The organism is Brevibacterium sp. UCMA 11754 (assembly GCF_021532275.1).
In the GTDB taxonomy this organism is placed as follows: domain Bacteria; phylum Actinomycetota; class Actinomycetes; order Actinomycetales; family Brevibacteriaceae; genus Brevibacterium.
Genome location: NZ_JACBOT010000029.1, coordinates 243,198 through 268,503 on the forward strand (window position 1 = coordinate 243,198; position 25,306 = coordinate 268,503).

Annotated in this window: 26 protein-coding genes; 11 read left to right on the forward strand and 15 right to left on the reverse strand. The window is 63.4% G+C overall.

Annotated features, from left to right (window positions below):
* Window positions 1-12: 12 nt before the first annotated feature.
* Window positions 13-285: a DUF3263 domain-containing protein gene (locus HX613_RS16755; RefSeq protein ID WP_009882183.1), complete on the forward strand. Its 273-nt coding sequence runs from the start codon at window positions 13-15 to the stop codon at window positions 283-285.
* Between the two features lie 429 nt (window positions 286-714).
* Here the strand turns inward: HX613_RS16755 and HX613_RS16760 are convergent, their stop codons facing one another.
* Window positions 715-1,278 carry a dihydrofolate reductase family protein gene (locus HX613_RS16760; protein WP_235346363.1) on the reverse strand — a complete coding sequence of 188 codons (564 nt, stop codon included), beginning with the start codon at window positions 1,276-1,278 and terminating at the stop codon, window positions 715-717.
* Between the two features lie 132 nt (window positions 1,279-1,410).
* On the opposite strand from HX613_RS16760, the gene HX613_RS16765 reads away from it, so the two are divergent.
* On the forward strand, window positions 1,411-1,896 hold the full coding sequence (locus HX613_RS16765) for a MerR family transcriptional regulator (protein ID WP_235346364.1): 486 nt from the start codon (window positions 1,411-1,413) through the stop codon (window positions 1,894-1,896).
* Window positions 1,893-2,915: an aldo/keto reductase gene (locus HX613_RS16770; protein WP_125240317.1), complete on the forward strand. Its 1,023-nt coding sequence runs from the start codon at window positions 1,893-1,895 to the stop codon at window positions 2,913-2,915. Before HX613_RS16765 ends, HX613_RS16770 begins: the two co-directional genes overlap by 4 nt.
* 9 nt (window positions 2,916-2,924) lie before the next feature.
* On the opposite strand, the gene HX613_RS16775 is transcribed toward HX613_RS16770, so the two are convergent.
* From HX613_RS16775 to HX613_RS16790, 4 genes are all read right to left on the reverse strand, one after another.
* A complete protein-coding gene (locus HX613_RS16775; protein ID WP_235346365.1) occupies window positions 2,925-3,959 on the reverse strand; it encodes a helix-turn-helix domain-containing protein in 1,035 nt (344 codons plus the stop codon).
* A gap of 60 nt (window positions 3,960-4,019) precedes the next feature.
* On the reverse strand, window positions 4,020-5,201 hold the full coding sequence (locus tag HX613_RS16780) for a serine hydrolase domain-containing protein (protein ID WP_235346366.1): 1,182 nt from the start codon (window positions 5,199-5,201) through the stop codon (window positions 4,020-4,022).
* 15 nt (window positions 5,202-5,216) lie between these two features.
* Entirely contained in the window at window positions 5,217-6,176 is a 960-nt protein-coding gene (locus HX613_RS16785) for an alpha/beta hydrolase (RefSeq protein WP_235346367.1), read from the reverse strand.
* Window positions 6,177-6,279: 103 nt separating this feature from the next.
* Window positions 6,280-7,590, reverse strand: a complete 1,311-nt coding sequence (locus HX613_RS16790; RefSeq protein ID WP_235346368.1) for an Nramp family divalent metal transporter — start codon at window positions 7,588-7,590, stop codon at window positions 6,280-6,282.
* Between the two features lie 251 nt (window positions 7,591-7,841).
* On the opposite strand from HX613_RS16790, the gene HX613_RS16795 reads away from it, so the two are divergent.
* Both HX613_RS16795 and HX613_RS16800 read left to right on the forward strand, forming a co-directional pair.
* Entirely contained in the window at window positions 7,842-8,618 is a 777-nt protein-coding gene (locus HX613_RS16795) for a DUF4190 domain-containing protein (RefSeq protein WP_235346369.1), read from the forward strand.
* Between the two features lie 225 nt (window positions 8,619-8,843).
* Window positions 8,844-10,019: an MFS transporter gene (locus HX613_RS16800; protein ID WP_235346370.1), complete on the forward strand. Its 1,176-nt coding sequence runs from the start codon at window positions 8,844-8,846 to the stop codon at window positions 10,017-10,019.
* Window positions 10,020-10,032: 13 nt separating this feature from the next.
* Here the strand turns inward: HX613_RS16800 and ltaE are convergent, their stop codons facing one another.
* The 10 genes from ltaE to HX613_RS16850 all read right to left on the reverse strand — a co-directional run bounded on the left by ltaE (window position 10,033) and on the right by HX613_RS16850 (window position 19,431).
* Entirely contained in the window at window positions 10,033-11,061 is a 1,029-nt protein-coding gene (ltaE, locus tag HX613_RS16805) for a low-specificity L-threonine aldolase (protein WP_235346371.1), read from the reverse strand.
* Window positions 11,062-11,065: 4 nt separating this feature from the next.
* Window positions 11,066-11,548, reverse strand: a complete 483-nt coding sequence (locus HX613_RS16810; RefSeq protein ID WP_235346372.1) for a carboxymuconolactone decarboxylase family protein — start codon at window positions 11,546-11,548, stop codon at window positions 11,066-11,068.
* Window positions 11,549-11,551: 3 nt separating this feature from the next.
* Window positions 11,552-11,926, reverse strand: coding sequence for a GNAT family N-acetyltransferase (locus HX613_RS16815; protein ID WP_235346373.1), 375 nt, complete (start codon window positions 11,924-11,926; stop codon window positions 11,552-11,554).
* Window positions 11,923-13,002, reverse strand: coding sequence for a pirin family protein (locus HX613_RS16820; RefSeq protein WP_235346374.1), 1,080 nt, complete (start codon window positions 13,000-13,002; stop codon window positions 11,923-11,925). Before HX613_RS16820 ends, HX613_RS16815 begins: the two co-directional genes overlap by 4 nt.
* A 54-nt stretch (window positions 13,003-13,056) precedes the next feature.
* On the reverse strand, window positions 13,057-13,518 hold the full coding sequence (locus HX613_RS16825) for a MarR family winged helix-turn-helix transcriptional regulator (RefSeq protein ID WP_235346375.1): 462 nt from the start codon (window positions 13,516-13,518) through the stop codon (window positions 13,057-13,059).
* 153 nt (window positions 13,519-13,671) lie between these two features.
* Complete coding sequence (locus HX613_RS16830; protein WP_235346376.1) at window positions 13,672-14,064, reverse strand: GNAT family N-acetyltransferase; 393 nt, start codon at window positions 14,062-14,064, stop codon at window positions 13,672-13,674.
* Window positions 14,065-14,152: 88 nt separating this feature from the next.
* Complete coding sequence (locus HX613_RS16835; RefSeq protein ID WP_235346377.1) at window positions 14,153-16,468, reverse strand: MMPL family transporter; 2,316 nt, start codon at window positions 16,466-16,468, stop codon at window positions 14,153-14,155.
* A gap of 197 nt (window positions 16,469-16,665) precedes the next feature.
* The gene (locus tag HX613_RS16840) at window positions 16,666-17,289 is read right to left on the reverse strand and encodes a response regulator transcription factor (RefSeq protein ID WP_235346378.1); all 624 of its coding nucleotides are present in this window, start codon (window positions 17,287-17,289) and stop codon (window positions 16,666-16,668) included.
* Between the two features lie 19 nt (window positions 17,290-17,308).
* Window positions 17,309-18,196, reverse strand: a complete 888-nt coding sequence (locus HX613_RS16845) for an acetamidase/formamidase family protein (protein ID WP_235346379.1) — start codon at window positions 18,194-18,196, stop codon at window positions 17,309-17,311.
* Window positions 18,196-19,431: an aromatic amino acid transport family protein gene (locus HX613_RS16850; RefSeq protein WP_235346380.1), complete on the reverse strand. Its 1,236-nt coding sequence runs from the start codon at window positions 19,429-19,431 to the stop codon at window positions 18,196-18,198. The genes HX613_RS16845 and HX613_RS16850 overlap by 1 nt, the downstream gene beginning before the upstream one ends.
* Window positions 19,432-19,710: 279 nt before the next feature.
* Between HX613_RS16850 and HX613_RS16855 the strand changes: the two genes are divergently transcribed.
* From HX613_RS16855 to HX613_RS16880, 6 genes are read left to right on the forward strand one after another with little or no spacing between them, the layout of a single operon-like run.
* Window positions 19,711-21,495: a dihydroxyacetone kinase family protein gene (locus HX613_RS16855; RefSeq protein WP_235346381.1), complete on the forward strand. Its 1,785-nt coding sequence runs from the start codon at window positions 19,711-19,713 to the stop codon at window positions 21,493-21,495.
* On the forward strand, window positions 21,492-21,947 hold the full coding sequence (locus tag HX613_RS16860; RefSeq protein WP_143924083.1) for a ribose-5-phosphate isomerase: 456 nt from the start codon (window positions 21,492-21,494) through the stop codon (window positions 21,945-21,947). The genes HX613_RS16855 and HX613_RS16860 overlap by 4 nt, the downstream gene beginning before the upstream one ends.
* A 3-nt stretch (window positions 21,948-21,950) precedes the next feature.
* Window positions 21,951-22,772, forward strand: coding sequence for a triose-phosphate isomerase family protein (locus HX613_RS16865; RefSeq protein ID WP_268825786.1), 822 nt, complete (start codon window positions 21,951-21,953; stop codon window positions 22,770-22,772).
* Complete coding sequence (locus tag HX613_RS16870; RefSeq protein WP_235346383.1) at window positions 22,769-23,542, forward strand: GntR family transcriptional regulator; 774 nt, start codon at window positions 22,769-22,771, stop codon at window positions 23,540-23,542. The genes HX613_RS16865 and HX613_RS16870 overlap by 4 nt, the downstream gene beginning before the upstream one ends.
* Window positions 23,539-24,483, forward strand: a complete 945-nt coding sequence (locus tag HX613_RS16875; protein ID WP_235346384.1) for a sugar phosphate isomerase/epimerase family protein — start codon at window positions 23,539-23,541, stop codon at window positions 24,481-24,483. The genes HX613_RS16870 and HX613_RS16875 overlap by 4 nt, the downstream gene beginning before the upstream one ends.
* Complete coding sequence (locus HX613_RS16880) at window positions 24,480-25,289, forward strand: SDR family NAD(P)-dependent oxidoreductase (protein ID WP_235346385.1); 810 nt, start codon at window positions 24,480-24,482, stop codon at window positions 25,287-25,289. Before HX613_RS16875 ends, HX613_RS16880 begins: the two co-directional genes overlap by 4 nt.
* Window positions 25,290-25,306 lie beyond the last annotated feature (17 nt).

A 25,306-nucleotide genomic window follows, 5' to 3' on the forward strand; every position in this document is an offset into this window, starting at 1 on the left:
ACACTGGCCCGTATGGTCCCTGGCACCGTGAACGAACTCTCCGCGCATGACCGCATGATCCTCGACCTGGAGAAGACAGAGCACACGTCAGCTGCTCGCGATGCGCTGTGTCGGCACATAGAACTGCCACTCGATAAGTACACCGTCGTGCTCGAGGGGATTGTTGATACGGATGCGGCCTATAGCTACGCCCCGGACGTCGTGAATCGAGTCAGGCATCTGAGGGCGGAGAGGTTTGCTTTCGAACGACGGCACGGGCGGTGGAAGAGCCGCGCATTTCAGTGAGTGTAAGGAACATAGAAAATAGTAGGCTGACCTGAATCGAGTCCGATCAGAGTTCCTGCGGATTCGCGGTCAGGACTGTGAGCAGAATTTTCCGCTCGGATTGGATAAAGATTGAGAGAGCACGCACTCGCCGCCAAGCACACAATCGAGGTCGGTGATCAGTGAGAGTGAGTGAATCTGCTCGTCGTTCAGTCCTGCTCACCGGCTTGAGCTACCCGCTCCTGGTTGCGGGAATCATCCTTCTCTTGACCGGGGTGACCGTAGCTGGCGCCGTCCTGCTGGCATCAGGCGTCTTTCTGATTGGTGTGAACGAGATCTGCCTTTACATCGCCAGAAGCAACGTGGTGCCACAAGACTCCCACTCGTAGTCCCTTGCATCGCAACTAGAGTCTCTCCCCACTCCGGGAGTGACCTCTCGATCAACGTGATCTACTCGGACGTGTGAGGCGTTGGCCCGTCCACGACCCGGTAGGTCGTCTGGACCATCCCGCCGTCGAGGACTGTGGTGCGCACGTGCTCGAGATCCACATCTCCGCCAAGTGATCCGAACAGTGATGGCCCATCGCCGATGAGCACAGGTACTTGGGAGAGCGTGAGCTCGTCGACAAGCTTGGCGGCAAGGAACCACCGGACGGTCGCCCCACCGTCGACGTAGACGCGCTTGCAGCCGCTTAGCTCCGCTGCGTCGATGGCCACCTCGGGTGAGCGGTGCACGATGATGCGAGGGTCGGCATCTGCGTCGAGGGTCGTACTGATGACGTGGATCGGGCGACCGAGGTAGGGCCACTCCTGGATGGAAGCGATCGCCTCGTACGTCTTCCGGCCCATCATCACCGCGTCAACCGACTCAACGAACGGCGTGAAGCCCGCATCTCCGGCGGCCTCGCCGCGGCTGGTCAGCCACTCCAAGTCCCCGTCCGGCCGCGCAATGCGGCCATCGACACTCAACCCAAGAAAGACAACGGCACGGAGGGACTGCTGCGACGCGGACATAGGGTCAAGTATCCAGCCACTAGCGAGGACAATCAAGGAAAAGCCAACTCAGGCACCGCCACCTGAGGCTAGCGATGAGTTTCTCCCAAACCCCTTGACTTAGAGTGCACTCACAGTCGTAGGTTTGTTTCCATGACCCAGCACACGGCAGACGTCTCACGCCCTTCAGATCTGAGGCAGGCTCTGTCGGTCGATCCCGACAGGGTTCTCTCGATCTCCGAGGTCAGCGAAGTCCTCGGCATCACGGCGCACACCGCCCGCTACTACGAGCGGGCCGGCCTGCTTGAAGTGGCCCGATCCCATTCCGGGCACAGGGTCTACGATTCGGCGACCGTCGAACGCCTGGACTTCCTCGTGCGCATGCGCACCTCCGGCATGGGCATCAGCCAGCTCAAGCGCTATGTTGAACTGGTCCGAGCCGGGGAGGCAACGACACCGCAGCGTCTTCAGATCATGGTCGACCAACGAGAACACATTCTCACCCAGATCCACGAACTGGAGCTGGCCCTGACCACCACGGACTACAAGATCGCCAAATACGCAGGCACAGCCGGCGACGACTCAACAACGGCCACTATCCCATCACGTACAACCGCCTCAGTAGGAGATCCATCATGACCACCACACACCTCGGCGACCTCACCGTCTCCCCCATCGGCTTCGGCTGCATGGCCTTGTCCCACGTCTACGGCGGCACCACCGATGAAGCGGCACGGGAAACCCTGAGCACCGCTGTCGACGCTGGTATCACCTTCCTCGACACCTCTGATGTCTACGGCAAACCTCGCGACGGCGCTTCCGGACCGGCCGGAACGAACGAAGAGATGCTCGCACCGTTCTTGGCCAAGCGCCGCGACGAGGTCCAGTTGGCCACGAAGTTCGGAATCACCGCTCCCAGGGACGGGACGGATGCCCCGGCCAAACGCACCGATGGACGCCCGGAATATGCTCGCTCAGCCTGCGATGCTTCGTTGGCCCGCCTCGGCGTGGACACGATCGATCTCTACTACCACCATCGCCCGGATCCCGATGTTCCGATCGAGGAGACCGTCGGCGCCATGGCCGAGCTGGTCGAGGCGGGCAAAATCCGCCACATCGGCCTCTCGGAGGTCACCTCCGAGGAGCTGCGGCGAGCGCACGCGGTCCACCCGATCGCCGCTCTCCAGTCCGAGTGGAGCCTATGGTCTCGCGACGTCGAGGACCGTGTCGTTCCTGCCTGTGCCGAGCTCGGGGTCGGCTTCGTGCCCTACAGCCCCCTGGGCCGCGGCTTCCTCACCGGCACGCTGACCAAGGAGCAGGTCGCCGGCGACTTCCGCGGCGGCACTTCCCGCATGGGCGAGGCGTGGGATGCCAATCAGAAGATCGTCGAGATCGTCGCCGAGGTGGCTCGACGTCACGACGCCACCAACGCTCAGGTCGCACTGGCCTGGCTCCTCCACCGCGCCGCCCAGATGGGAGTCTCCGCCGTTCCGATTCCCGGCTCGCGCAAACCCGAGCGTGCGCTGGAGAACCTTGGGGCCGTGGATCTGCGTCTCGACGCCGATGACATGACTCAGCTCGATTCCATCCGGTCATTGGTCGAGGGCAGCCGTAACATCGTCAACAATCCGACGTGGATCAGCTCCGGGAGGGAGTAGTGCCAGCCTTCAGCCCACAGGCCCGGGAAGTTCGAGGACGTGGGAGTTGCGCAGCCGCCACCTGAGCACGCTGATGCCCAACCGGGTTCTGTTGTACCCGGTGAGCGGGTCGTAGCCGAGGCAGCGAGCGAGCTGCTCGACTCTGCCCTGCACGGTGCTGTGATGGAGACCGAGGTCTCTGGCCGCCTGCCTGATCGTCGGTGCCTCGAGGACAACACGCACCGTCGACTCCGCCCAGGGTGCTTCCATGATCTCGTCGATGCGGGCGGCATCGGGGTCGACAGCGTCGGGCGATTCGGCGAGCAGTTCGACGAGGCCGCCGAAATTCTCCGCGCGCACGAGGCCCTCCTCGGGAGGACGGCTGAGACGCAGTGCCACCACGGCGGCGCGCAGCGAACGGGGCAGGTCGCCGATCAAGCCGACGGGGCCAAGGCCAGCCGGTGTCACGGCGATGTTCTCAGCTTGGTCGGCGACGATGAGGACCTGCAGGGCGCCGTACTCGCTGGCGACGACATCGGTGGGACCGGCGGGACGTCTGTCGAAGACGGCAAACAACGGAGCGACGAGCACCCGGTACCCGTGTCCGGCCACGAGTCCGAGCCGAACCGCCGCGGCAACCCGCTCCTCGGTGGGCGCGGTGGTGTCCAATGCGAGCGCCACGTCCCGCGGAGTCTCCAGCTGCTGTCGTTCGAATCCGAACCTCACCCCGATGGCCAGGCCGAACCGTTCGAGGATGAGGTCGTCGTTCGGCAGGGCTTGCCCCCCTCTCTCGAGCCAGACCTCGGAGGCATCCGGCAGGACCAGTGCGCTCACCTCGGCGGGGCGGGCACCCGCGCCCGGGCTCCCTGACGGATCGATGCGCAGCTGTCTGCTCCTGTCGCCGTTGCGAAACCCTGCCGGGCAGCCGGCAAGGGCCGCGGCGGCCGCGGCGAGGGCACGGGAATTGACCTCGCCGACCATGAGTTCGTCGAAGCAGGCGATGACGCGCAGGCCAAGACTCGCCTGGGGGTCCAGGTTGGCTATGCGACCCAACAGTTCCTGCACGTCATCGCCTCCTTGCGGGTGTTCGTCTCATCGCGGAGTCGATTCGCACCGCGATGCGAATCAGCCCTTCAGAGCATCGTAGACCGCTGTCTCCATCTCGAGGTAGCCCCCGACCGATGCTGGGTCCGCGAAGGGGAAGATCTGCGTCGCCCAGTAGCCGCCGATGTTGTTCTCCCGATCGATCCAGTAGAAGAGGTTGGCAAGTCCCGCCCAGGCTACGGCTCCTGCCGGACGCCCGGTCGGCGCGTCCTCCTCGTTGATCATGAACGTGTACCCCCACGACTTCGGCATGCCGGGGAAGAACTCCGCATCGTTGGACAGACTCGGGATGACACCGGGCAGCATCTTCACCTTGAGATCGGCGAGGTGGTTCTTGGTGGCCAGGTCCACCGTTTCGGGGCGTAGAACGACGGTGCCATCGTCTGCCTGACCGTCATTGAGCCACATCCTGATGAACGTGAGGTAGTCGTCGACGGTCGAGAAGAGGCCGTGACCTCCCATCTCCACCTCCGGCTCGGGCAGCATGAAGTCGGTGGCGGCCAGCTGACCGTCGGTGCGCTGGTGCATCGTCGCCTGCCGCTGCCGCATCGACGCCGATGTCCGGAAGCTGCTGTCCTTCATCCCCAGCGGGTCGAGGACCCGAGTCTGCATCGCCTGACCCAGGGTGGTTCCGGTGATGCCTTCGATGACCTGACCGACCCAGTCCATGTTCGATCCGTACTCCCATTGGGTGCCTGGGTCGAAGAGCAGCGGCGTCTGCAGGGCCTGCTTGGTGCTGCTGACGATGCTCGGCTGGCCCTGCTCACGGGCAAGGCGCTCATACTTCTCGTTGAAGAAGTCGTAGCCGAATCCCGCCGTGTGCAGCAGCAGCTGCTTGGTCGTCGGTTCGCTTGCCGGAGCCCGCAGAATCGGGGAGCCATCGACGTCGAAGCCCTCGATGACCTGCACATCGGCCAGGCCGGGGGCATATTCGCGGGCCGGTGCGTCGAGGTCGAGGTCGCCCGACTCCACCAGCTGCAGAGCCACCGTGCCGGTCAGCGCCTTAGTCGTGGAGAAGATCATGAACACCGAATCGGTGGTCATCGGCTGCGGATCGTTAAGCGAGCGGACTCCTGCGGAGGTGAGACTGATCGTCTCCTTGTCGGTGGTGACTCCGGCGACGACGCCGGGGACCCCGCCGCTCTCGACCTTCTCTGAGGCCACACGAGCAACGGCATCATTGACAGCTCGGTTCTGGGACATGGTTGTGCCTTTCGGTCAGTCGGCCAGGACCTTCTCGATCCAGGCCATTCGGGTACTGATCATTCCTTGCGCAAGGTGTGTATGGGCGGCGAAGATGTCGAAGGCGTGGAAGCCTCCGGGCCAGACGTGCAGCTCCGCCTCACTGCCGTCGTTCCACAGCGCCGAGGCGTAGGCAACGGCTTCGTCGCGGAAGATCTCTGCCGAACCGACGTCAATGTAGGCCGGCGGCAGGTCGGAGAGATCGTGGGCGCGTGATGGCGCGATGTAGGGCAAGACGGCTTTTGTGCGATAGTCATCGCCGAGCATCGCCTGCCAGCCGGTCTCGTTGCTCACCCGGTCCCAGACACCGATGCCGTCGAATTGGTTGGTCGAGGCGGTGATCCCGCGATCATCGAGCATCGGGTAGATGAGCAGCTGACCGCGCAGCTTCGGACCCCCGCGGTCGCGGGCGGCGAGCGCCATCCCTGCGGCCAGTCCCCCACCGGCACTGGCGCCGGCGACGATGAGTCGGTCGAGGTCGACCCCGAGACGCTCGGCATTATCAGCCGTCCACTCCAGGCTGGCGTACATGTCCTCACGGGCGTAGGGATCCTGGAATTCGGGGGCGAGGCGGTATTCGGGACTGATGAGGATGGCCCCGATGCGCTCGACCCAGTCGAGGTTGAGTCCGAGTGCGCTGAAGCGGTCACCGAACATCAGTCCACCGGAATGGGCGTAGACGATCGTGGGGCGGCGCCCCGTGTCACCCGCGCGCCTGAAGACCGACACGGTGATCGCCTCGCCATGGTGTCCGATCACCTGATGTTCTGAATGTTCGACACTGCGCCCCTTGAGAGTCTCCGCGAGAGGCTCGGACGCATAGGAGATGCGCATGAAATCGATGAGAGACGGGGTGATGGTCGGCGGGAAGACCCCACCGACGACGGACAGACTCGCGGCAAGTTCCGCGTCGAATCGTGACCGTCGTCGTGTCATGTCTCTAAGTATGCAGACTCCGACTCGGTGCCGCTACCGCCACGACAACGCGATTACCGATCCTTCACCCGCCAATTGTCGGGTTGGGTTTCCCAGCCTCGCCTCAGCCCAGTAGCCCCATCACCGACTCCTTGACCTGGAGGACGGCGAGGAAGCCGAACAGCAGGAAGCAGATCGTCAGCAGCACATTCGACACCTCCTTGTTCCGCAGCGCCGCCGGCACCGATGAACGGTTGAGGATGACGAGGAGCGCGATCGCGAGCACGGGCAGGATGAAGGCGCTGATCGCGGCGTAGATGAGGACCAGGGTGACCGGTTTGCCCAGGCCCATGATGACCAGAGTCGCGATGGAGAGGTAGACGATTGCTGCGCGGAATTCGACGGACTTCGCCGACATCTCGTGTTCGAGCTTGTCCTGGTGCGGGTAGCGTCGCAGCACCCGTATGCAGTCGGCAGTGACGTAGGCGATGCCGGAGAATCCGCCGAGCACGCTGGTGTAGACGACGGCGAGGAAGCTGATGAGGAAGACGATTCGTCCTACTTCGCCGATGCGTGAGACCAGGCTGTCGGCGATGGCGAACAATGAGTCGTTATCAGCGATCGTGAAGCCCTGGCCATAGAGGATGAAGGCACCAACGGCACTCATCGCCACGGCGAAGACGAACACCAGTGCGTAGCTGATGAACAGGTCGATGCGCACGACGGGTTTCCATTCGGCGTCGCGCCAGGACTTCTCGCGGATCCAGTATGAGTAGGCCAGTATTCCGGTGGCTCCGCCGACCCCGCCGATGAGTGACATGACGGTGATGATCGACCCGTTCGGGAAGGTCGGGGCCATGGTCTCCACAGCCACCGCCTGAGCTTCCTGACCCTGGAGCACTGAGATCGCCAGCGCAACGATTCCGAAGAACATGATGATGCCGAAGCCGATCATCGCTTTCTCCACCAGACCGTAGCGTCCGATGCCGACGAGGATCGCGGCCGAAAGCAGCACGACGACCGCGGTCGGCCAGAACGGCAGAACGGGAAAGAGCGCCTGCAGGATGTTCGTCGTCACAGCGATGACGCCCGCGCCGAAGAAGAGACCGACGAGCAGCTCGGCGATGAGGAACAGGGCTGGGAAGAGACGCCCGCCGAATGAGGTCAGGTGGGACAGCAGCGATCGGTCCCCGCTCATCTGCAGGCGGGAGACCGCCTCGGAGAGGACGAATTTGAGGAGGATGCCGACGGTGAAGACCCAGATGAGCGCGAGCCCGTACTCGGCACCCGAGTTCATCGTTGTGATCATGTCCGAGGCTCCGACGCTGGCCAGGGCCAGGACGATGCCCGGTCCGATCAGCCGCAGCCGTCCGGTCAATGATGCCGGCGCCGAGGTGGTGGCGCCCTTGGTCTGCGGTGTCGTGTCGGCGGACATAGGCGGGGTGAGGCTCCTTCACGTGTGTTCGTCGACGACGGCACTGGCGTCGTTCGTCCGGGCGTCGTCTGCTCAGGTGAGTATGGCCGATCCTGCCTCATGTCGGGATACAAGTCTCAGGAAACGAAACTCCCACAGTCGATACGAAAGTTATCGAACCGTGGCTGAATATGGTCAGACCACCGCAGGTACTACATCTATGATCTAGATATGACTCCGGGTCGGAGCTTCCGAGCTTGAAGGAAAATCTCTTGACGTACTACCAGCCATACCCTGTCCAGCTGCAACCCCAACCGAAGAACGGATTTGGCGTCACTGCGCTGGTCCTCGGCATCATCGCGCTCCTCATGGGATTCATACCATTCGTCTCTTTGTTCACTTCAATACCTTTGGGCCTCCTGGGTGTAATTTTCGGTATCATCGGTCTAGTTCGTGTTTCAAAACGAGTCGCGACCAACAAGGTCATGACCATCTTCGGCCTCATCGCATCGGCCCTCGCCATTCTTCTTGCTCTGACGTCGAGCATCGCGACCGGCGCCTTCATCGGCTCACTGGGTTCGGAGGACTCCACAACCACTTCCGCCCCCGTCGCCGATGGAGATAGCGCAAAAGCTCAGCAAGAGGAGTCGGAACTCGACGCGTTCCCCGGTCAAACTGAAGACGACGTAGTGGGCAAAGCAGGCGAAGAGCTGGCCATACGAGGAGTGAAGATCACCGCCTCCGAGGTCACGCCCAAGAACGATACGTTCGGCAATCTCGTGTGTTCGAAAGTCGTTCTCAAAAACGACGGAGACTCTGAAGTCAGCTACAACGTCTTCGACTGGAAATTGCAGTATCCGTCGGGAGACATCAAAGACCAAAGCATCTCGGGTGGTGACTCGCTGAACAGCGGTGAGATCGCGCCAGGCGGAACCGCCGAGGGGGATGTCTGCTTCGAAGATAACGGCGAAGACGGCCAGTACATCCTCATCAGCGAGGGGCTTTTCAGCTTCAGTAGTGAACGCGGTGCCTGGATCACTGAGCGATAGCCCAGCTACTTGCCTGAAGGCGATTCTGTCTTTCTGAACCGAGCCCCTTCTGTAGGCTCAGAATGTCGATTCGGCCAATGACCTCCTGACCTCAGGGTCCAATTCGACCTAGCGGCCCGAGGTCGTTGTGAACCACAATTGCTCCACGGCTCTCCCGGTTGGCGCGGGCCTGGCAGCGGAGATCGCCGTCAGACGTCTGCCCCGCTCGGAGTACAGTAGTCCAGCGTGAGTACTGTCGCTGTCCCACCAGGCCCGACGCGGCCTCCGGTGCCCGTCTCCTTAGCCGCGTTCGTCAGCAGCTTCGACCGTTTCGCGATCAGTCCCCTGATCGTTCTCGTCGCGGCCGATCTGGGAGCGACCCTCACCGAGGCTCTAACGATCGCCAGCGCCTATTTCCTGGCGTACGGCATCAGTCAGCCCGTGTGGGGCGTCCTCTCAGATCGCATCGGGCGCGTCCGGCTGATGAAGGCGACTCTCGTGGCCGCGGCCGTGGCGGGAGCGGTGGCGACCTTCGCCCCGAATCTCACGATCCTCGTGATTGCGCGTGCCCTCTCCGGTGCGTTCTACGGAGCCATCGTCCCCACTTCGATGACCTATGTCGGAGACACCGTCGCCGAGGCGCATCGGCAGCCGGCACTGACCGATCTCATGGCTGCGATCGCCGTCGGAACCGCCAGCGCCACAGCCTTGGCCGGAGTTCTGGCCCACTTCGCCGACTGGCGAATCGTCTTCGCCATTCCTGCGGTTCTCGCGATCGCCAGTGCCATCGGACTACGTGGCCTCCCGGAACCGGCACGTGAGGCGACCGGCGGAGTCATCTCAACGCTTCGGGCCGCCCTGACCCACCGTTGGGTTCTCGTCGTCATCGGTCTGGCCTTCGTCGAAGGTGCCGTGGTTCTCGGCGTCCTGACCCTGCTCGCCCCAGCTCTGCAGTCACAGGGCATCGGCGCGGCCGTCGCCGGCCTGGCCACCGCGGCCTACGGCGTCGGCGTCATCATCACCACCCGCATGGTCAAGACCCTCAGCCGCCGGTTGAGCATGCCACGGCTCATGGTCATCGGCGGTTCGGCCACTGTGATCGGATTCGCCGTCCTCACCATCCACCTGTCGACGGTCACGGTCATCATCGCAGCCCTGCTTCTCGGAACGACCTGGTCGTTTCAACACTCGTCGCTGCAGACCTGGGCCACTGCGGTCCTCCCCCGGGCACGCGGGACCGTCGTGGCACTGTTCGCAGGGTGCCTGTTCGCCGGCAGTGCCCTGGGCACATCGATCGGAGGCACTCTCGGCGACAATGATCAGTGGACGTTGCTGTTCGCGATGACCGGTCTCGTGGCACTCGGGCTCACGGTCACCATCGTCATCAGCCGCCGCACCTTTGCCCGGCCGCGGAACGGCTGAGCGGACGAAGAGACTACCGCCCGAAGTACTCCTTGCACGCCCGTCTGACTCGCTCGATCGCTTCATCGTCGATGTCGAGATGCGTCACCCAGCGCAGCTTCCCGTGTCCACCGCCGGTGGCGATGCCACGTTCGGCCAGGAATGCTGCGAAGACGGGCATGTCAACACCCTCCGGGCTCAGGAAGACCATATTCGTGCGCGCCTCACCGGCGCCGAGCTCCGGGAAGTCTGCGAAGACTTCTGCCAGGCGGGTCGCACGGTCGTGGTCCTCACGCAGACGGTGCACGTTGTTCTCGAGCGCATAGATCCCGGCTGCAGCGAGCACCCCGGTCTGGCGCATTCCGCCGCCGAGCAGCTTGCGGATGCGCTTGGCTCGATGAACAAGGTCTCTGGGACCGGCGAAGACAGCACCGACGGGTGCGCCGAGGCCCTTCGACAGACACAGAGTGGCCGAGTCGAAGTCACCCGCGACGGATGAAGGTCCGCTGTCCGCGGCCACGGCCGCGTTCATCATTCGCGCCCCGTCGAGGTGGGTCGACAAGCCGTGGCTGCGCGCCAGCTCGGTCGCATCCTTCACGTAGTCCTCGGGCAGAAGGCGACCGTTGAAGGTGTTCTCCACCGTCAGCAGCCGGGTGATCGGATTGTGGAAGTCATCGGGCTTGATCGCCGAGGTGATTGCATCCAATTCGATGATGCCGTCGGGTTCGTTGGGCAATGGCTGCGGTTGGATCGATCCCAGGACCGCTGCTCCCCCACCTTCGTCGCGGTAGGCGTGCGCGGTCTGGCCGACGATGTACTCATCGCCGCGTCCGCAGTGGGCCATGATCCCGGCGAGGTTGGCCTGCGTGGCCGATGGGAAGAACAGTCCCGCTTCCTTGCCGAGGATTTCGGCGGTCATGGCCTCGAGCCGGTTGGTCGTCGGATCTTCGTCGTAGACCGCATCGCCCACCTCGGCGTCGGCCATGGCCTTGCGCATTCCGGCGCTGGGTTTGGTCACGGTGTCTGAGCGGAAATCGACCCGCGGACCAACTGTTGCGTTCATGCGCTCAGACCTCCGCCTTCCGGGGGTGGGCGACCGGGTGGTTGCTGGCGATCGAGATGCGGTTGAACGAGTTGATAAGGATCACGGTCCATTCGACCGCGGAGATCTGCTCTGCGGAGAGAAACTCACCAGCCTCGGTGGCGATCGCATCACGATCGGCGGCTTTGTCGATGATGGTCAGTGTCTCAGCCAGAAGCAGTGCGGCCTTCTCCTGATCGTCGAAGATCTCTGCCTCACGCCACGTCGGAAGCACGTCGAGTTTGATCTCGTCGACGCCGGCCTTCCTGGCGGCCGGGGCGTGGATGCTCAAGCACGTGCGGCATCCGTTGATCTGGGAGACCCGCATGTTGACCAGTTCGAGGAGTCCATCGCTCAGGCCCGCGGCTCGCGCGGCCTTCCGCGAGGCGGCCGCGGCCTGGACCATGGATTTGTAGACCTCGGGGTGGGCCTTGTCGATGTAGGGACGATTGACGTTGACTCCAGCCACCGTTCAAGCCTCCCGTTTGACGAGGTCGATGTCTGCTCCGGTGGCCTTGCGGAAACGACCGCCTTCGGCCACGTAGTCGTCGCCGGTCTCGTTGAGCTTCTTGACGAACAGGGGGCAGACCGGCACGACCGTCACGCCCTTCTCTCGGCTGTCAGCCAGCGCCTGGGCGAGGAGGACCTTGGAGAGTCCACGTCCGCCGAAGGCCTCGTCGACGACCGTGTGGTAGAAGATCCTCTCGGTCTCGGCCTCCGGGCCGGGCAGGAAGTAGGCGTGTCCGGCGACCTTTCCGTCCTCAACGGTGATGACGTAGGACTGACCCTGTTCGTCGAGGTCCACCCGCACGGGTGCGCCGGTGGAATCCTTGAGTGCTTCGCTCATTGTTCTGTCTCCTTCTTCGCTGTGGTTTCGGGCCCGCCCTGGACCTGCGGCGGCGGATTTCTACGCGCTTTGATGGTCACGTCGGGCAGCCTCGGCGCGGGAAGCCTTCCGAGACCCTCGGCGTTGACTCCTGGCCCGCCTTTGCCGACGTATCCCTCGACTTCGCCGAACTGGTCCCCCTCGTCCTGCCATTCCTGCCGGAACCGGCTGATCTCCTCGTGGGTGCGGCCCACGAAGTTCCACCACATGACGATCTGTTCGGGGAAGGGTTCCCCGCCGAGGAGGACGATCCTGGCCATAGACTCTCCGCGGTTGCTGATCCGCATTTCTGTGATTCCGACCCCGGTGTAGCCGATTGCATTGACCGGCAGCGGAACGTTCTCGAGGGTGATGTCACCGGAGTCGACGAGGACGCCGTGTTCGAAGGTCTCATCGATGGGCAGGTCGATGCTCGCGCCGGCATCCAGGCGGATCTCCGCACCGAGGAGGGGCGAATGGGTGCTCACCGGTGAGGACGAACCCCACAGCTCACCGAGGAAGACGAGGAATTCGCCGCCGTCGAAACGAGTGGCCTCGGGCGCGAAGTGCTCGAATTCGCGTGCTTCCTGATGGCGGGAGCTCTCGGGCAGGGCCAGCCACAGCTGCACACCGTGGAGGGTCGAGGTGGACGCCGTCGAGACCTCGGAGTGGCAGATGCCGCGGCCGGCAGTCATGAGGTTGACCTCCCCGGGCAGCACGAGCCCGGTGTGCCCACCGGAGTCGATGTGCTCGATGGCACCGTCGAAGAGCCAGCTCACGGTCTGCAGACCCGTATGCGGGTGAGGGGCGACGTCCATGCCGCCCGAAAGCCCCACGTCGTCGGGACCGTAGTGGTCGACGAAACACCACGGGCCGATGAGCGACCGTTGCCGCTGCGGCAGAGTCCGGCGCACGGTCATCGCCCGGGGGCCGCCGAGGGGGACGTCCCTGGCCGTGATGACCTCGACCGGGGCTCGGCCCTGCACATCGCATTGCGGTCCGGGCAGGCCGCCTGCCCGGCAGACCACTTGGTCCGGTTGAGCTTCGACGTTGCTCATTGCGGTCTCCTTCTCACTGCCGAACCACCTCGGCGGTCACTGCCTGATGTGTCGTCATTGCTCGATGGGCTCTGTCGGTTGCGGATGGATCCTGTCGATCAGTCGGAGAAGCTCGCCGAGGTTGTCCTCCGTGAGTGCGGAAAAGGCGGCCCGGACGACATCGGCATTGGTGCGTGCGGAATCGCGTTTCAGTCTCAGCCCTTCGGGTGTCAGCGCTACGCACACACCGCGCTGATCGGCGGAATCGGCTGACTGGCAGACCAGTCCGCGCGTCTCCAGGCGGCGCAGCAGGCGTGAGAGTGCGCTGCGGCTGAGCACGATCTCATCCAGCAGCTCACGGTGACGGATCGTGGTCGTCGAGGGAATGTTGACGAGGACGTCGAACTCGGTGGCGGTGAGGCCGTGATCGGCTCGGAACCGGGTCTCCAAGGCGTCGACGAGGCCCGCATGCGTCTCCAGCATGCGTCGCCAGACCCCGATGGCGCCGGGCAGCTCCGTGGATCGTCCCCTGGTCATCTCGGCACCCCATCATGAATCGCGGTCGAACCGACTGTTCGGCTCGGCGCATCTGCACAATTTGTTGCATCAACAACAATTCCACAGTCGGATGCCGAAGTCCAGGGTCACACCGGCCGCAGCAATGGACGGCGAGGGCCGGGTGTGACCGGGTCAGACGTTCTGCTTCACATACTCCAGGTCAGCCTCGGTGGCCCAGCGGAAACGGCCGCCGATGGCGAGGAAGTCGTTGCCGTGCTCTTTGAGGCGTTCGGCGAACAGCGGACAGACAGGCACCACAGTCTTCATGCTGTCGCTGCTCTCCTTGAGCGCGTGGGAGACGAGGATCTTCGCCAGGCCACGACCGGAGAATTCCTCGCCGACTTCCGTGTGATACATGATCCTCTCGGTCCCCGCTCCGGCTTCGGCACCTGACCCGGGACCGACGAGGTAATGGGCTCGTCCGGCCACCTCACCTGAGTCGTCTCTGACCACGAACGCCGAGTTCTGCTCATCGTGTTCCACTCTGACCCTGGCTCCGGTGGAATCCTGCACTGTTTCAGACATGTTCCAGCCTCCTCGATCGGCATCACTTCCATTGTGCATGGGTGAGGCGGCCCTGCCCATCCCCCTGCGGGAATCGCTTCGGGCTCGCCTACGCGTCGTCGATCGGAATGCGCTTCCGCCACGGCCACCAGACGCTTCGCCCGATGTCGTGGACGAGTGCCGGGACCACGAGCGAACGCACGAGGATCGCGTCGAGCAGGACTCCGAAAGTGACGATGAAGGCGAGCTGGAACAGGAACATGACCGGGATGACCGCGAGTGCCGCGAAGGTCGCGGCGAGGACGATCCCCGCCGAAGTGATGACCCCGCCGGTCGCGACGAGCCCGGAGAGCACGCCCTTGCGGGTGCCGAATCGCAGCGATTCCTCACGGACCCTGGACATGAGGAAGATGTTGTAATCGATGCCCAGCGCCACGAGGAAGACGAACGCGTACAGCGGCACCGAAGGGTCGGCTCCGGAGAATCCGATGATGTGGTTGAACACCAAGGCGGAGACGCCGAGTGCGGTGCCGAAGGACAGAACCGTCAGCGCCACCAGCAGCAGCGGAGCGAGGAGGGACCTCAGCAGCAGGATGAGGATGACGGTGATGACGAGGAGGATGAGCGGGATCGCCAGGGTCCGGTCCGCCTCGGCGGTGGTGTTCGTGTCGAGGTCGACGGCTGTCTCCCCACCCACGAGGGCCTGGGCGTCGACATCATGGACGGCGTCGCGGATCGAGGTGACGGTGTCCTCGGCCGCGAGTGAGTCGGCCGCATCGGACAGGGTGACCTCGAGCAGGACCTGCCCGTCGACCTCGGTGGGTGCCGGTGGGGACGACTGCGGCGCCTCGGCCGCGTCCGGTCCTCCCCCGCCCTGGGGTGACTGGAGAGTGCCTTCGTCGTCGATGGCGATGGTCCCGCTCGGGACGTCATTGGCGACGACGGTCATCGATTCGACCCCGCCGAGGCTGCCGACGGCCTGCGCTGCCTCCTTGAGCTGGCCGTCGGCCACGACGATCTGAGTCGGCGAACCGGAACCGCCGGGGAAATGTTCGGCGAGGACGTCCTGGCCATCGCGGGCCTGGGATTCGCCGAGGACGAAGTCACTCTGCGCCACTCCGGAGGCCTTGAACTGCGGGAAAGCGATCAGGGGCAGGGCGAGGAGGACGACGAGACCGATCCAGATTGCCCGCGGACGCCGGGCGACCACCTCGGCGATGCGGTTCCACACGCCCTTCTTCGGTGCAGCGGTCCTCTCCGTGCGGACCTTCGGGAGGAAGGGCCAGAAGACAGCGCGGCCGATGACGATGAGGGCGGCAGGCAGGAATGTCAGTGCCGCACACATCGCCACGAGGATGCCGATCGCCGCCACGGGGCCAAGGGCTCGGGTCGAGGCCAGGTCGGTGAGCAGGAGGACGAGGAGGCCGGCGATGACCGTGCCACCCGATGCTGCGATCGGCTCGAGGACGCCTTTGAGCGCTTTGAGTCCGGCCCGGACGCGGTCGCGTTCGGTCAGCAGCGCATCGCGGAAACGGGCGACGACGAGGAGGGAATAGTCGGTGGTCGCACCGACGACGAGGATGAAGAGAATGCCCTGGACCTGGCCGTTGATGAGGAGGATCCCGGCATCGGCGAGGTGCCAGATGACGAAGATCGAGGCCGAGAGTGCTGCCACCGAGGTGAAGAGCACGATGACCGGAAGCAGCGGTGAGCGGTAGACGATGATGAGGATGACGAAGACCGCGATCAGCGCGACGAGCAGGAGGATGCCGTCGATGCCGGCGAATGCCTCAGAGAGATCGGCAGAGAATCCAGCCGGACCCGTGACCTGCACATTCGCCGAGGTGGTGGCGTCGTTGGCCTCGTCGTCGACGGTTGCCGCTTCAGCTGCGATAGGGAATGTCTCGGCGATGATCGAGCGGATCTGCTCGACATCATCGGCAGTAGTCTCCGTAGAGACCGGGAGGATGAGCTCAAGGGCGTCGCCGTCCTCGGAGGGAATGATCGGTGAGGCATCGGCCGCGAGCAGCTCCTTGTCCTCGAGCGTCGCGGTCAGGTCATCGAGATCGCGACGGTCGCTGTCGCTGACCCCGTCCTTGTTCTCGAGCACGACGATGGCCGGAACATAGTCCAGGTCGCTGAACTGATCGATGAGCGCCTGGGCCTTCGTCGACTCAGCCGATTCGGGCAGGAACGACGAGCGATCGTTCGTGGCCACCTCGGAGATCTTGCCGAAGTAGGGCCCGCCGACTCCCGCGATGGCCACCCAGGCGACCAGGAGGACGGCGAAGAGAGCGATGAGTGAGCGGCGGGCGGGGACTGGTCGGGTGTGAGTTTTGCCTGCACTTGGGGCTGTGCTGGCTGGGGACTGGATCGAGCCTGGGGTCGGCTCCGGAGGGGTGCTGGTCAGCAGGTGGCGGGGCATAGTCTCAGACTACGCCAGTAGACGCTTCACCTCGACGTTCACAGCCCGTGGGCCTGCACGAAGTTCTTGAGGATCTGACGGATCCAGTTGTTCTCAATAAGACCGTCCACCTCCGTCTTCCAGATAGCTGAAATACCCCTCCGGCGGTCGTCCGGAAGATTGATGCACGAGATCTAGCAGTGTGGGGATAATTCCACCTACGAGTCATCCTCATGTGCAAAGAGCTCACGCCTATTGCGCAGACCCAACTTCTGAAACGCATTGGATACGTGAGACTTCACAGTAGTGACACTGATATAGAGTTCGCGAGCTATCTCGGCATTGCTGAATCGCTGCAGCACGAATCCAACAACTTCCGATTCACGTTTGGTGAGCAATGAAGAATTGATCCGGTCATCGAGGTCACGCGCTGTGGTATCAGAATCCAGTCCAGTGATCCACACCTTTTTGCCTACCGCTGTCGACCTGATGGTCTCCAGCAGGCTTGCTTGGGATTGATTCTTCGTAAGAAAGCTGTCGGCACCGGATAGAAATGCGAGAGTCGCGTCGCTCGGAGACGTGAACGAGGTGTACATCAGCACCTTCGTCGCCCGTGGCATCGCCTTGATCTCACGGCAGATCTCGAGCCCCTTGTTCTCTCCTTCGAAGCGAAGAGGAATAATCACGAGATCAACCGCTAGCGTCGACAACTGATCGAAGACTTCTTCGGTCCGGGCGGCCTGTCCGGCAACACTCATATCTTCTTGTGCCGAAACAACGGTAGTCAGACCAAGGCTGACGATGGGGTGGTCTTCGACAATCAGCACCGCAATGCTCGTCATTCCTGGCTGTCCGTTCTACTCACCCGAATTCCATTGGGCACCACTCCGACGGAATGGTGATGCGTGCAGTGTGAAGTGGATTGACCAGTTGGCTGATTTCGGCGTTGGAGACAATGCTGGTCAAACGATAGGCATCCTCCCATCCCAGGTCATGCCATAGCCGCATGAGGTCAACCGCTTCTTCGAAACCCGCCCGAACGGCTTCGTGTATGTCCTCTGCACTGGAGAGCACACTCATTCCTGCAGAATGGATCACCACAGGCAGATGTCCTTCGTGGTCGACTTTACGGATGCTCAGTTGGATCTCCCCCGAGATCTCGATGCCAGTTCCGCCGAGTTCTCCATCACCTTGTGCTGCATGCAGATCACCGGCAGACACAAGGCCCCCGTCATGCTGCGCCTGAAGCAGAAGCCCGCTGCCGGGCCTCAACGTACGAGTATCGAGATTGCCACCGTGGACTCCAGGCAACTCGGTATTGATCTCTCCGACCCGAGGCGCAACTCCGAGGACGCCGACCATTGGTGCAATTTCCACCGCCAGTGTGTCCGTGATCCACGCCCGCCCATCATCAACAGGCACGATCCGTGAGCTGGCCTGTTCGATCTTGTCGCCCAGAATGCCCAACCCCGGGGACAGAGCCATGACGCCCCATCGACCGACACTCACACGTTCGATTTCGATCAAGATCCAGTCGCCGGCCTGAACTCGCTCAACCGCGACAGGACCTGTCGCGCGATTGAACTTGGCCATGTCGACATCCGGCCGCAGAACCCGCTCCGAATCGATCTGTCCTGCGTAGCAGTCAAATGTCTCCAGGACAAAGGATTGGCCAGTCGCAACCGTTGCCACCACATTGTTGATGCCCGATAACGCCGACGATGATTCTGTGTTTGGAATCCTCAGCATCAGGCCCACCCATCGGGAATCAGACCGACCGCATTCAACAGTGAGTAGATGAATGCCAAACCGAAGACGATGATGAGCAGCGCCTGTATCAGCGGATGTGCGATCCACCCGGCTGTCCATGCGGGCTCCTGGTCACCGAATCTGCGTGCACGATGCAACATGAGCACGGGAACTACGGACATGATGGCTCCGGCGAACCCTCCCGCATAACCAAGCGCCGCAACGAATCCGGTGAGATGGAATACACCGACCAGAAACGGTGGGATCGCGACAAGAGCCAATGCGGCGATGCGGTACCCGTTGGCGTTCTCCGCCGGCCATTTGAAACGGTCGAAGATGTTCGTCATCAAGGTCAGAGCGATTGCCCAGAATGACGTCATCATCGCCAACAGAGCGAAGACGTTTGAGAGCACATAGGCAACCGGCCCCAGACTCTGGCCCCACCCGATTGTGACCACTTCGGTGATGCTGTCTGGTCCCAGCATTCCCAGTGCCGCCAATGGGACGATCGCCAGAAGGAATCCTGTGATCCCCATGCCGACGATGACTGCTCGTGGAAGACCCTGCGGATTCGTCTCAGCCAAGCCACGCGCCAATTCCGGAACAGTGTACTGAGCGATGAACGAGAACACCGCCAGGTTCACGATCGGAATGATGAAGAAGGGGTGCACATATGTCAGATGCTCGAGGTGGATCCCCGGCCCGATGAACGTCCAGGCACACAAGAAGAGGATCAGCGCTATCATCGCGATCGACAGCCCCTGCTCAGATCGCCCCGTCGCCTTGAGCCCGAACCATACGACAACGAGACCCGGGATGAAGAACAGGAAGCTGCCGACGGTTACCGGTATCCCCAGAAGGTCGGCGAGAACATTGCCGCTGCCCGAGGTATAGGCGATGAGCGCACCCAAACCGTTGATCACGACACCGGCGAAGATCAGCCAGGATCCGGCCTGCCCAAGATACTTCTCTGCCAGCCCTGACAGTTGCAGCGGTTCTTTCGTGCGCAGGGCGATCTCTGCCACGTAGAGCATCGAGGCCGTGGTCAAGAAGCCTGCCACCAGGAGGGCCACAAGAAGGGCGAAGAACCCGCCGTTCTTCGCCCCGTACGGAAGACTGAGAATTCCCGCACCGATATTCGCGCCGACGATGATTGAGACACCCTGCCAAAAGGTGATCGTTTCGCTCTTGCGAATATTCACATTCTGTCTGGGTTGGTCAAACGTCTCACTCATTACCAAGCTCCTCCGGCGGTCCGATTCAGGGCGAGAGATCACGCCGAGGTGACGGTGCTCTCCGCAGCTTTCTGCTCATCAGGGTCAAGCATCGTTGCTTTATCAGTTCTCCACTCTATGTGTTCGACGCCACGTCCTTCTTCCTACCTCAGGGAGGAGATTGAGTTCACGAGCAACTGGGGTGAAGAACCCGCCACCTCCAACTTTTCGTACCCCCTGGTCGAATCCGGACAAATCCTATAGGATCCATGAAATAGGAATCAGTTCGAAGGGGAACTCGTGACCCGATTATTCAATGACCCGAATGACTTCGTCTCCGACATGTCGCGTGGTTTTGCGCTCGCCTCGTCCCGCTGGGTGCGAGCCGTCAACGGCGGAGTCGTGCGTTCCACCGCAGCAAGTGAGCCGACGGTCTCGCTCGTCATCGGAGGCGGCAGCGGCCACTTCCCTGCCTTCTCTGGACTCGTCGGCCCGGGACTGGCCCACGGCACCGCCATGGGCAACGTCTTCGCCTCACCGTCGACGAAGCAGATCATGTCCGTGGCCCGCGCCTGCGACCAAGGGCGGGGCGTCCTCTTCAGCTACGGCAACTACGCCGGAGACGTCCTCAACTTCGACCAGGCCCAGGAACAGCTGCGGGCAGAAGGCATCGATGCGCGCACGGTCGTCGTCACCGACGACATCTTCAGCGCCCCCAGCGGAGAGATCGAGAAACGTCGCGGCATCGCCGGTGACCTCGTCGTCTTCAAGGTCGCCGGAGCCGCCGCCGAGGCGGGCCTCGATATCGCCGACGTCGAACGATTGGCGTCCTCGGCGAACGATCGCACCCGATCGATCGGAGTCGCGTTCTCCGGCTGCACCCTTCCCGGGGCCGATGAGCCTCTGTTCACAGTGCCAGACGGGCAGATGGCCATCGGGTTGGGTATCCATGGAGAACCAGGGATCGACGAGGTCCCCCTCCCCAGCGCAATCCAGCTGGCCGAGCTTCTCGTCTCACGACTCCTCGCCGAGGCACCCGATCGGTCGAAACGAGTGGTTCCCATCCTCAACGGCCTGGGAACGGTCAAATATGAAGAGCTCTACCTTCTCTACGGGCTCATCGACCCCTTGCTGCGCACCGCCGGCTACGAGCTTGTCGATCCGGAGGTCGGAGAATTCTGCACGAGCTTCGACATGGCTGGCCTCTCACTGACTCTCCTGTGGCTTGACGATGAACTCGAACCGCTGTGGGCTGCCCCCTGCTCATCGGCCGCGTTCACCCGCGGGGAGCTCGGGACCGCGCATCTGCCGACAGGCCTCGCCGGACAGGAGCTCCCACAGGAACAGGTGAACACCGCAGCACCGGCTCCCGCTTCGGAGGCTTCACAGCAGCTGGGCAGAGAAGCCTCCGCCGCCTTCACTCGAATCGCCGCCGTCCTCGATGACGCTGCCGGAGAACTCGGTCGCCTGGACAGCGTTGCCGGAGACGGCGACCACGGAATCGGAATGCAGCGCGGATCGAAGGCGGCAGCACGCGCCGCAGCTGACGCAACGGCCGCCGGCCACGGTGCCGAGGCGGTGCTGGCCTCGGCCGGTGAAGCCTGGGCCGACGTCGGCGGAGGCACCTCCGGAGCGATTTGGGGACGGATCATCGGCACACTTGCGGCAGGGTTCGCTGGCGACTCCCGCCCAACTCCCACTTCGATGGCTGCTGCCATCGATGCCGCAGTCGATGAGGTTCGCATGTTCGGCGGAGTCGAGGTCGGCGAGAAGACACTTCTCGATGCACTCGTCCCCTTCGCCACCGAGTTCTCCCGTACCGTCAGCTCCTCGGGCGACGACTCCTCGCCGCTGGTTCTCGCCCGGGCGACCACGTGTGCCGCGCACGCAGCGACTCAAGCGGCCCAATCCACTGCAGACCTCGTCGCGATGCGCGGCCGGGCCCGCTCCCACGGTGATCGCAGTGTGGGCACGCCGGATCCCGGCGCGATCTCCCTGGCGATGATCGCCTCGGCGATCGCTGAACAGTTCACCTCCAACACACCCCTATCTACACCCACCGAGCGAAAGGCAGCGCGATCATGACACTGCGAGTGGTCGTCGGATCCGACGATGCGGGATTCGACTACAAAGAGATCATCAAGTCTGACCTCGGAGATGACGCACGCATCACCTCGGTCGTCGACGTCGGAGTCGACTCCGAGTCGCACACCTTCTATCCCTCCATCGCGACCACCGCGGCTGAGATGGTCGCCCGAGGTGACGCCGATCGCGCGATACTCATCTGCGGCACCGGGCTCGGTGTCGCGATCGCGGCGAACAAGGTCAAGGGCATCCGAGCCGCCACCGCACACGACTCGTTCAGCGTCGAACGCTCGGTCCTGTCCAACGACGCCCAGATCCTCTGCATGGGCCAACGCGTCATCGGCCTCGAACTCGCCCGTCGTCTGGCCCGGGAATGGATCGGCTACACCTTCGATCCGGCGAGCGCCTCAAATGACAAAGTGGCACAGATCAGCGCCTACGAGTCCCGCTGATCCATGCCTGAGACCTACTCGCTCGCACGCTCTTCGCCACCGTCACCCGCTCTCCCGGACCGGCTCATCGGTATCAGCCTGAAGATGTACATGTCACACGCGCAGACAGTGGACTGGGCCCACAGGGTCACCGAACTCACGCACGCCCACCCGGCAGTAACCTCGGGGGCGGCAGGACTGGCCCTCCTCCCCCAGTTTCCGTCGATCCCCGCTTGTCTCGACGTACCCGGGCCGCTGCAGATCGGAGCCCAGAACCTGTCCGCCGAGGATGCCGGTGCATGGACCGGGGAAGTCTCCGGAGCGGTACTTGCCGAACTCGGCTGCCGCTATGTCGAAGTGGGTCATGCCGAACGTCGTCGCCACTTCCATGAGACCGATGACATCGTCCGCGCGAAGATCGCCGCCGCACTGCGCCACCGCTTGGTCCCGGTCCTGTGCGTCGGGGAGGAGACTGCCGGTACACCGGAATCTGCCGCCGCCGAGGTGACCGCCCAGATCCGCTCGGCCCTGCCCACAACGGCTGGTGACCTGCCACCCCAGAGCGGCGTCGTCATCGCCTATGAGCCGATCTGGGCGATCGGTGCGCAGCAGCCAGCCGCCCCGGATTACATCATCGCCGTCTGCGAAGCGGTGCGTGCCCGCACTCGCACCCACTTTCCCAATCTCGACTTCCGCCTCATCTACGGCGGAAGCGCGGGACCCGGCCTCCTCACCCGCCTCGACCCCAGCGTCGACGGACTCTTCCTCGGCCGCTTCGCCCATGACCCCGATTCAGTGCCGAGGATCCTCGATGAACTCGCCGATGTCATTATGCTGAAATCATGAATGCACAGCCTCCGATCCCCCGCGCAGACATCGAACGTCGCGGACTCCGCGACCTCGTCTACGAACACATCCTCGAAATCCTTCTCACCGGAGAGATCTCCCCAGGCGAAAGAGTGTCCATCGACGGATTGGCCAGACAGCTCAATGTCTCTCCCACCCCCGTGCGTGAAGCACTCGTCGACCTCGAACGCACCGGCCTCGTCGTCCGCGAGGCCCTGCGCGGCTACCGCGTCTCACCTCCTCTGGAACGCGGACAGCTGCAAGAACTCTTCATCGCCCGAGAAACGGTGGAAACCGCGGCGACACGACTGGCCACACCGGCCGATGACGAACTGCTCAGAGCACTGGCAGCCGCCCACTCCGAGCATGAGAAGGCCGGTGACCGGGTGCGGGAGACAGCGGAGCAGGGCAACGAGGCGACAGACAGTCCCGAAGAGGCGCGCCGGATCCAGGTGAGCGCAGCTCAGGAGTACTTCGCCCGCGACCGGGACTTCCACGACAGCATCCTCGAGCACTGCGGCAACCGCTACCTCGTCAAGATGTCGCAGGACCTGGGGGCACAGGTCCACCGCCTGCGACAGGCCCTGCCCCACGGCATCACCGACGTCGACGAAGCTCTGGCCGAACATCACGCCATCATCGAGGCCTTCGCCTCACCGGACCCGACTGCACCCGAGGCGGCCATGCGCCACCACATCAGGATGGTCGCTCACCGCGCACTCGTCGAAGACCCTCAAACTCCCACCCAAGAGAACCACGAGGACCCATGAGCCCCACCCATCACACCATCGCCTGCTGCATGCACGGCTTCTCCCCCACCGATTCCGACGGCCGGCCGCTCCAGGAGGCTGCCCCGCAGACGTGGGCCGGAATCTTCTCGACACTGACCGGCCTCGGCTTCACGGCCATCGAGATCGCCGACAGCCATATCCGTCCCGCCGATCTCTCAACTGAACGCCGCGTCCTCCTCAAAGATCTTGCCGCCTCGGCGGGGGTCGAGCTCACCTCCATCCATGTCCAACGCCAGTCGATCATCGACCCCGACCATGGGGAGGCCAACCTCGACTACGCGCACCGAACGATCGATGCGGCCGCAGAACTCGGCTGCCAGGTCTTCTCCACCGGACTCCATCAGCCCTTCTCACAGGCCCAACGCGAGGCCCTGTGGTTCTGGACGGCGAAAGGCTGGACCGACCCCATCGACCCAGAGGTCCGCGCCCTGGCCGTCCGACGACTGCGGGAATTGGGCCGGCACGCCGCCGAGGTGGGCCTGCCCATGTCCTTGGAGATGTACGAGGACACGTATCTGGGCACCGCCGACTCCGCTGTCCGTCTCATTGAGGAGATCGGACTCGACAACGTCGGCCTCAATCCCGACATCGGCAATCTCATCCGCCTGCACCGCCCCATCGATGACTGGCGGGAGATGCACGAACTCACACTGCCCTACGCGAACTACTGGCACATGAAGAACTACCAGCGCGACGAGGCCGCTGACGGCTCCTGGTTCACGTCCCATCCGACGACGATGCGCAACGGACTCATCAACTACCGCGCAATGGTCACCCGCGCCGTGGAGCTCGGCTTCAACGGCCCCTTCCTCATGGAGCAGTACGGGGGCGACAGCCTCGGCGTCTGCGCGGAGAACAGAACCTACCTCGCAGGGCTCCTCTCCACCGCCCCATCAACGAAAGGCACGACAGGCTCATGACACCCTCTTCTCCTGGTTCCCAGTCATCGATTTCTCTGGGACCGGCTTTCCCTGCCGAACGCACCGCGGTTCTCACCGGTGTCGGCAGCAGAAACGGAATTGGCCGCCATACCGCGCACCGCTTGGCACGGACCGGCTGGAACCTCGGACTCATTGCCCGCCGCACGGACGAAGCCCAGAAACTTGCCGCAGAGATCACCGAAGAATATGGAGTGGCCGCCCTCGGCATGGGCGTGGACGTGACTCGATCAGCGGAGATCGCAGAGGCGGCAGCGGCCTTCGAAGCGGGCCTGCCCCAGATCGTTGGGCTGGCGAACTTCGCCGGAGTCTCATCCTCGACGACCTACTTCGAGATCACCGACGACGAGTGGGCCCGGGTGATGACGAACAACCTCACCTCGACGCACCTCGTCACTCAGGCTTTCGGACGCATCATGGCGAACAACGGCGTGGGCCGCATCATCGGCCTGTCCTCGGTCACGGCGCAGAAGGGCGGTGGAACATTCTCGAAGACCGCCTACGCCGCGGCCAAGGCTGGGATCGTCGGCCTCATGCGCGGTGTCGCCCTGGAACTCGGCCCCTACGGGGTCACCGCGAACTCGGTGTCCCCGGGCCCGGTCGATACTGACATCATGGGCGGCCCGCTCGATGACGAACGCCGCGAGGCGATGGGTGCCGCGACCGCTCTGGGACGAATCTCTGTGCCCGAGGATGTCTCTGCGACCGTCGAATTCCTCATCAGCGAGGGCGCCGGACACATCACGGGCCAGACCCTGAGCATCAATGGCGGGCTCTACTTCCACTGATTTCCCACGCTCACATC

Excerpts from the sequence above, each read along its gene's own strand:
- HX613_RS16760 (WP_235346363.1), bottom strand. The coding sequence starts at position 1,278 with ATGTCCGCGTCGCAGCAGTCCCTCCGTGCCGTTGTCTTTCTTGGGTTG.
- HX613_RS16825 (WP_235346375.1), bottom strand. The coding sequence starts at position 13,518 with ATGACCAGGGGACGATCCACGGAGCTGCCCGGCGCCATCGGGGTCTGG.
- HX613_RS16780 (WP_235346366.1), bottom strand. The coding sequence starts at position 5,201 with ATGTCCCAGAACCGAGCTGTCAATGATGCCGTTGCTCGTGTGGCCTCA.
- HX613_RS16845 (WP_235346379.1), bottom strand. The coding sequence starts at position 18,196 with ATGCTGAGGATTCCAAACACAGAATCATCGTCGGCGTTATCGGGCATC.
- HX613_RS16850 (WP_235346380.1), bottom strand. The coding sequence starts at position 19,431 with ATGAGTGAGACGTTTGACCAACCCAGACAGAATGTGAATATTCGCAAG.
- HX613_RS16755 (WP_009882183.1), top strand. The coding sequence starts at position 13 with ATGGTCCCTGGCACCGTGAACGAACTCTCCGCGCATGACCGCATGATC.
- HX613_RS16880 (WP_235346385.1), top strand. The coding sequence starts at position 24,480 with ATGACACCCTCTTCTCCTGGTTCCCAGTCATCGATTTCTCTGGGACCG.
- HX613_RS16815 (WP_235346373.1), bottom strand. The coding sequence starts at position 11,926 with ATGAGCGAAGCACTCAAGGATTCCACCGGCGCACCCGTGCGGGTGGAC.
- HX613_RS16770 (WP_125240317.1), top strand. The coding sequence starts at position 1,893 with ATGACCACCACACACCTCGGCGACCTCACCGTCTCCCCCATCGGCTTC.
- HX613_RS16875 (WP_235346384.1), top strand. The coding sequence starts at position 23,539 with ATGAGCCCCACCCATCACACCATCGCCTGCTGCATGCACGGCTTCTCC.
- HX613_RS16865 (WP_268825786.1), top strand. The coding sequence starts at position 21,951 with ATGCCTGAGACCTACTCGCTCGCACGCTCTTCGCCACCGTCACCCGCT.
- HX613_RS16830 (WP_235346376.1), bottom strand. The coding sequence starts at position 14,064 with ATGTCTGAAACAGTGCAGGATTCCACCGGAGCCAGGGTCAGAGTGGAA.
- HX613_RS16870 (WP_235346383.1), top strand. The coding sequence starts at position 22,769 with ATGAATGCACAGCCTCCGATCCCCCGCGCAGACATCGAACGTCGCGGA.
- ltaE (WP_235346371.1), bottom strand. The coding sequence starts at position 11,061 with ATGAACGCAACAGTTGGTCCGCGGGTCGATTTCCGCTCAGACACCGTG.
- HX613_RS16835 (WP_235346377.1), bottom strand. The coding sequence starts at position 16,468 with ATGCCCCGCCACCTGCTGACCAGCACCCCTCCGGAGCCGACCCCAGGC.
- HX613_RS16840 (WP_235346378.1), bottom strand. The coding sequence starts at position 17,289 with ATGACGAGCATTGCGGTGCTGATTGTCGAAGACCACCCCATCGTCAGC.
- HX613_RS16785 (WP_235346367.1), bottom strand. The coding sequence starts at position 6,176 with ATGACACGACGACGGTCACGATTCGACGCGGAACTTGCCGCGAGTCTG.
- HX613_RS16765 (WP_235346364.1), top strand. The coding sequence starts at position 1,411 with ATGACCCAGCACACGGCAGACGTCTCACGCCCTTCAGATCTGAGGCAG.
- HX613_RS16820 (WP_235346374.1), bottom strand. The coding sequence starts at position 13,002 with ATGAGCAACGTCGAAGCTCAACCGGACCAAGTGGTCTGCCGGGCAGGC.
- HX613_RS16860 (WP_143924083.1), top strand. The coding sequence starts at position 21,492 with ATGACACTGCGAGTGGTCGTCGGATCCGACGATGCGGGATTCGACTAC.
- HX613_RS16790 (WP_235346368.1), bottom strand. The coding sequence starts at position 7,590 with ATGTCCGCCGACACGACACCGCAGACCAAGGGCGCCACCACCTCGGCG.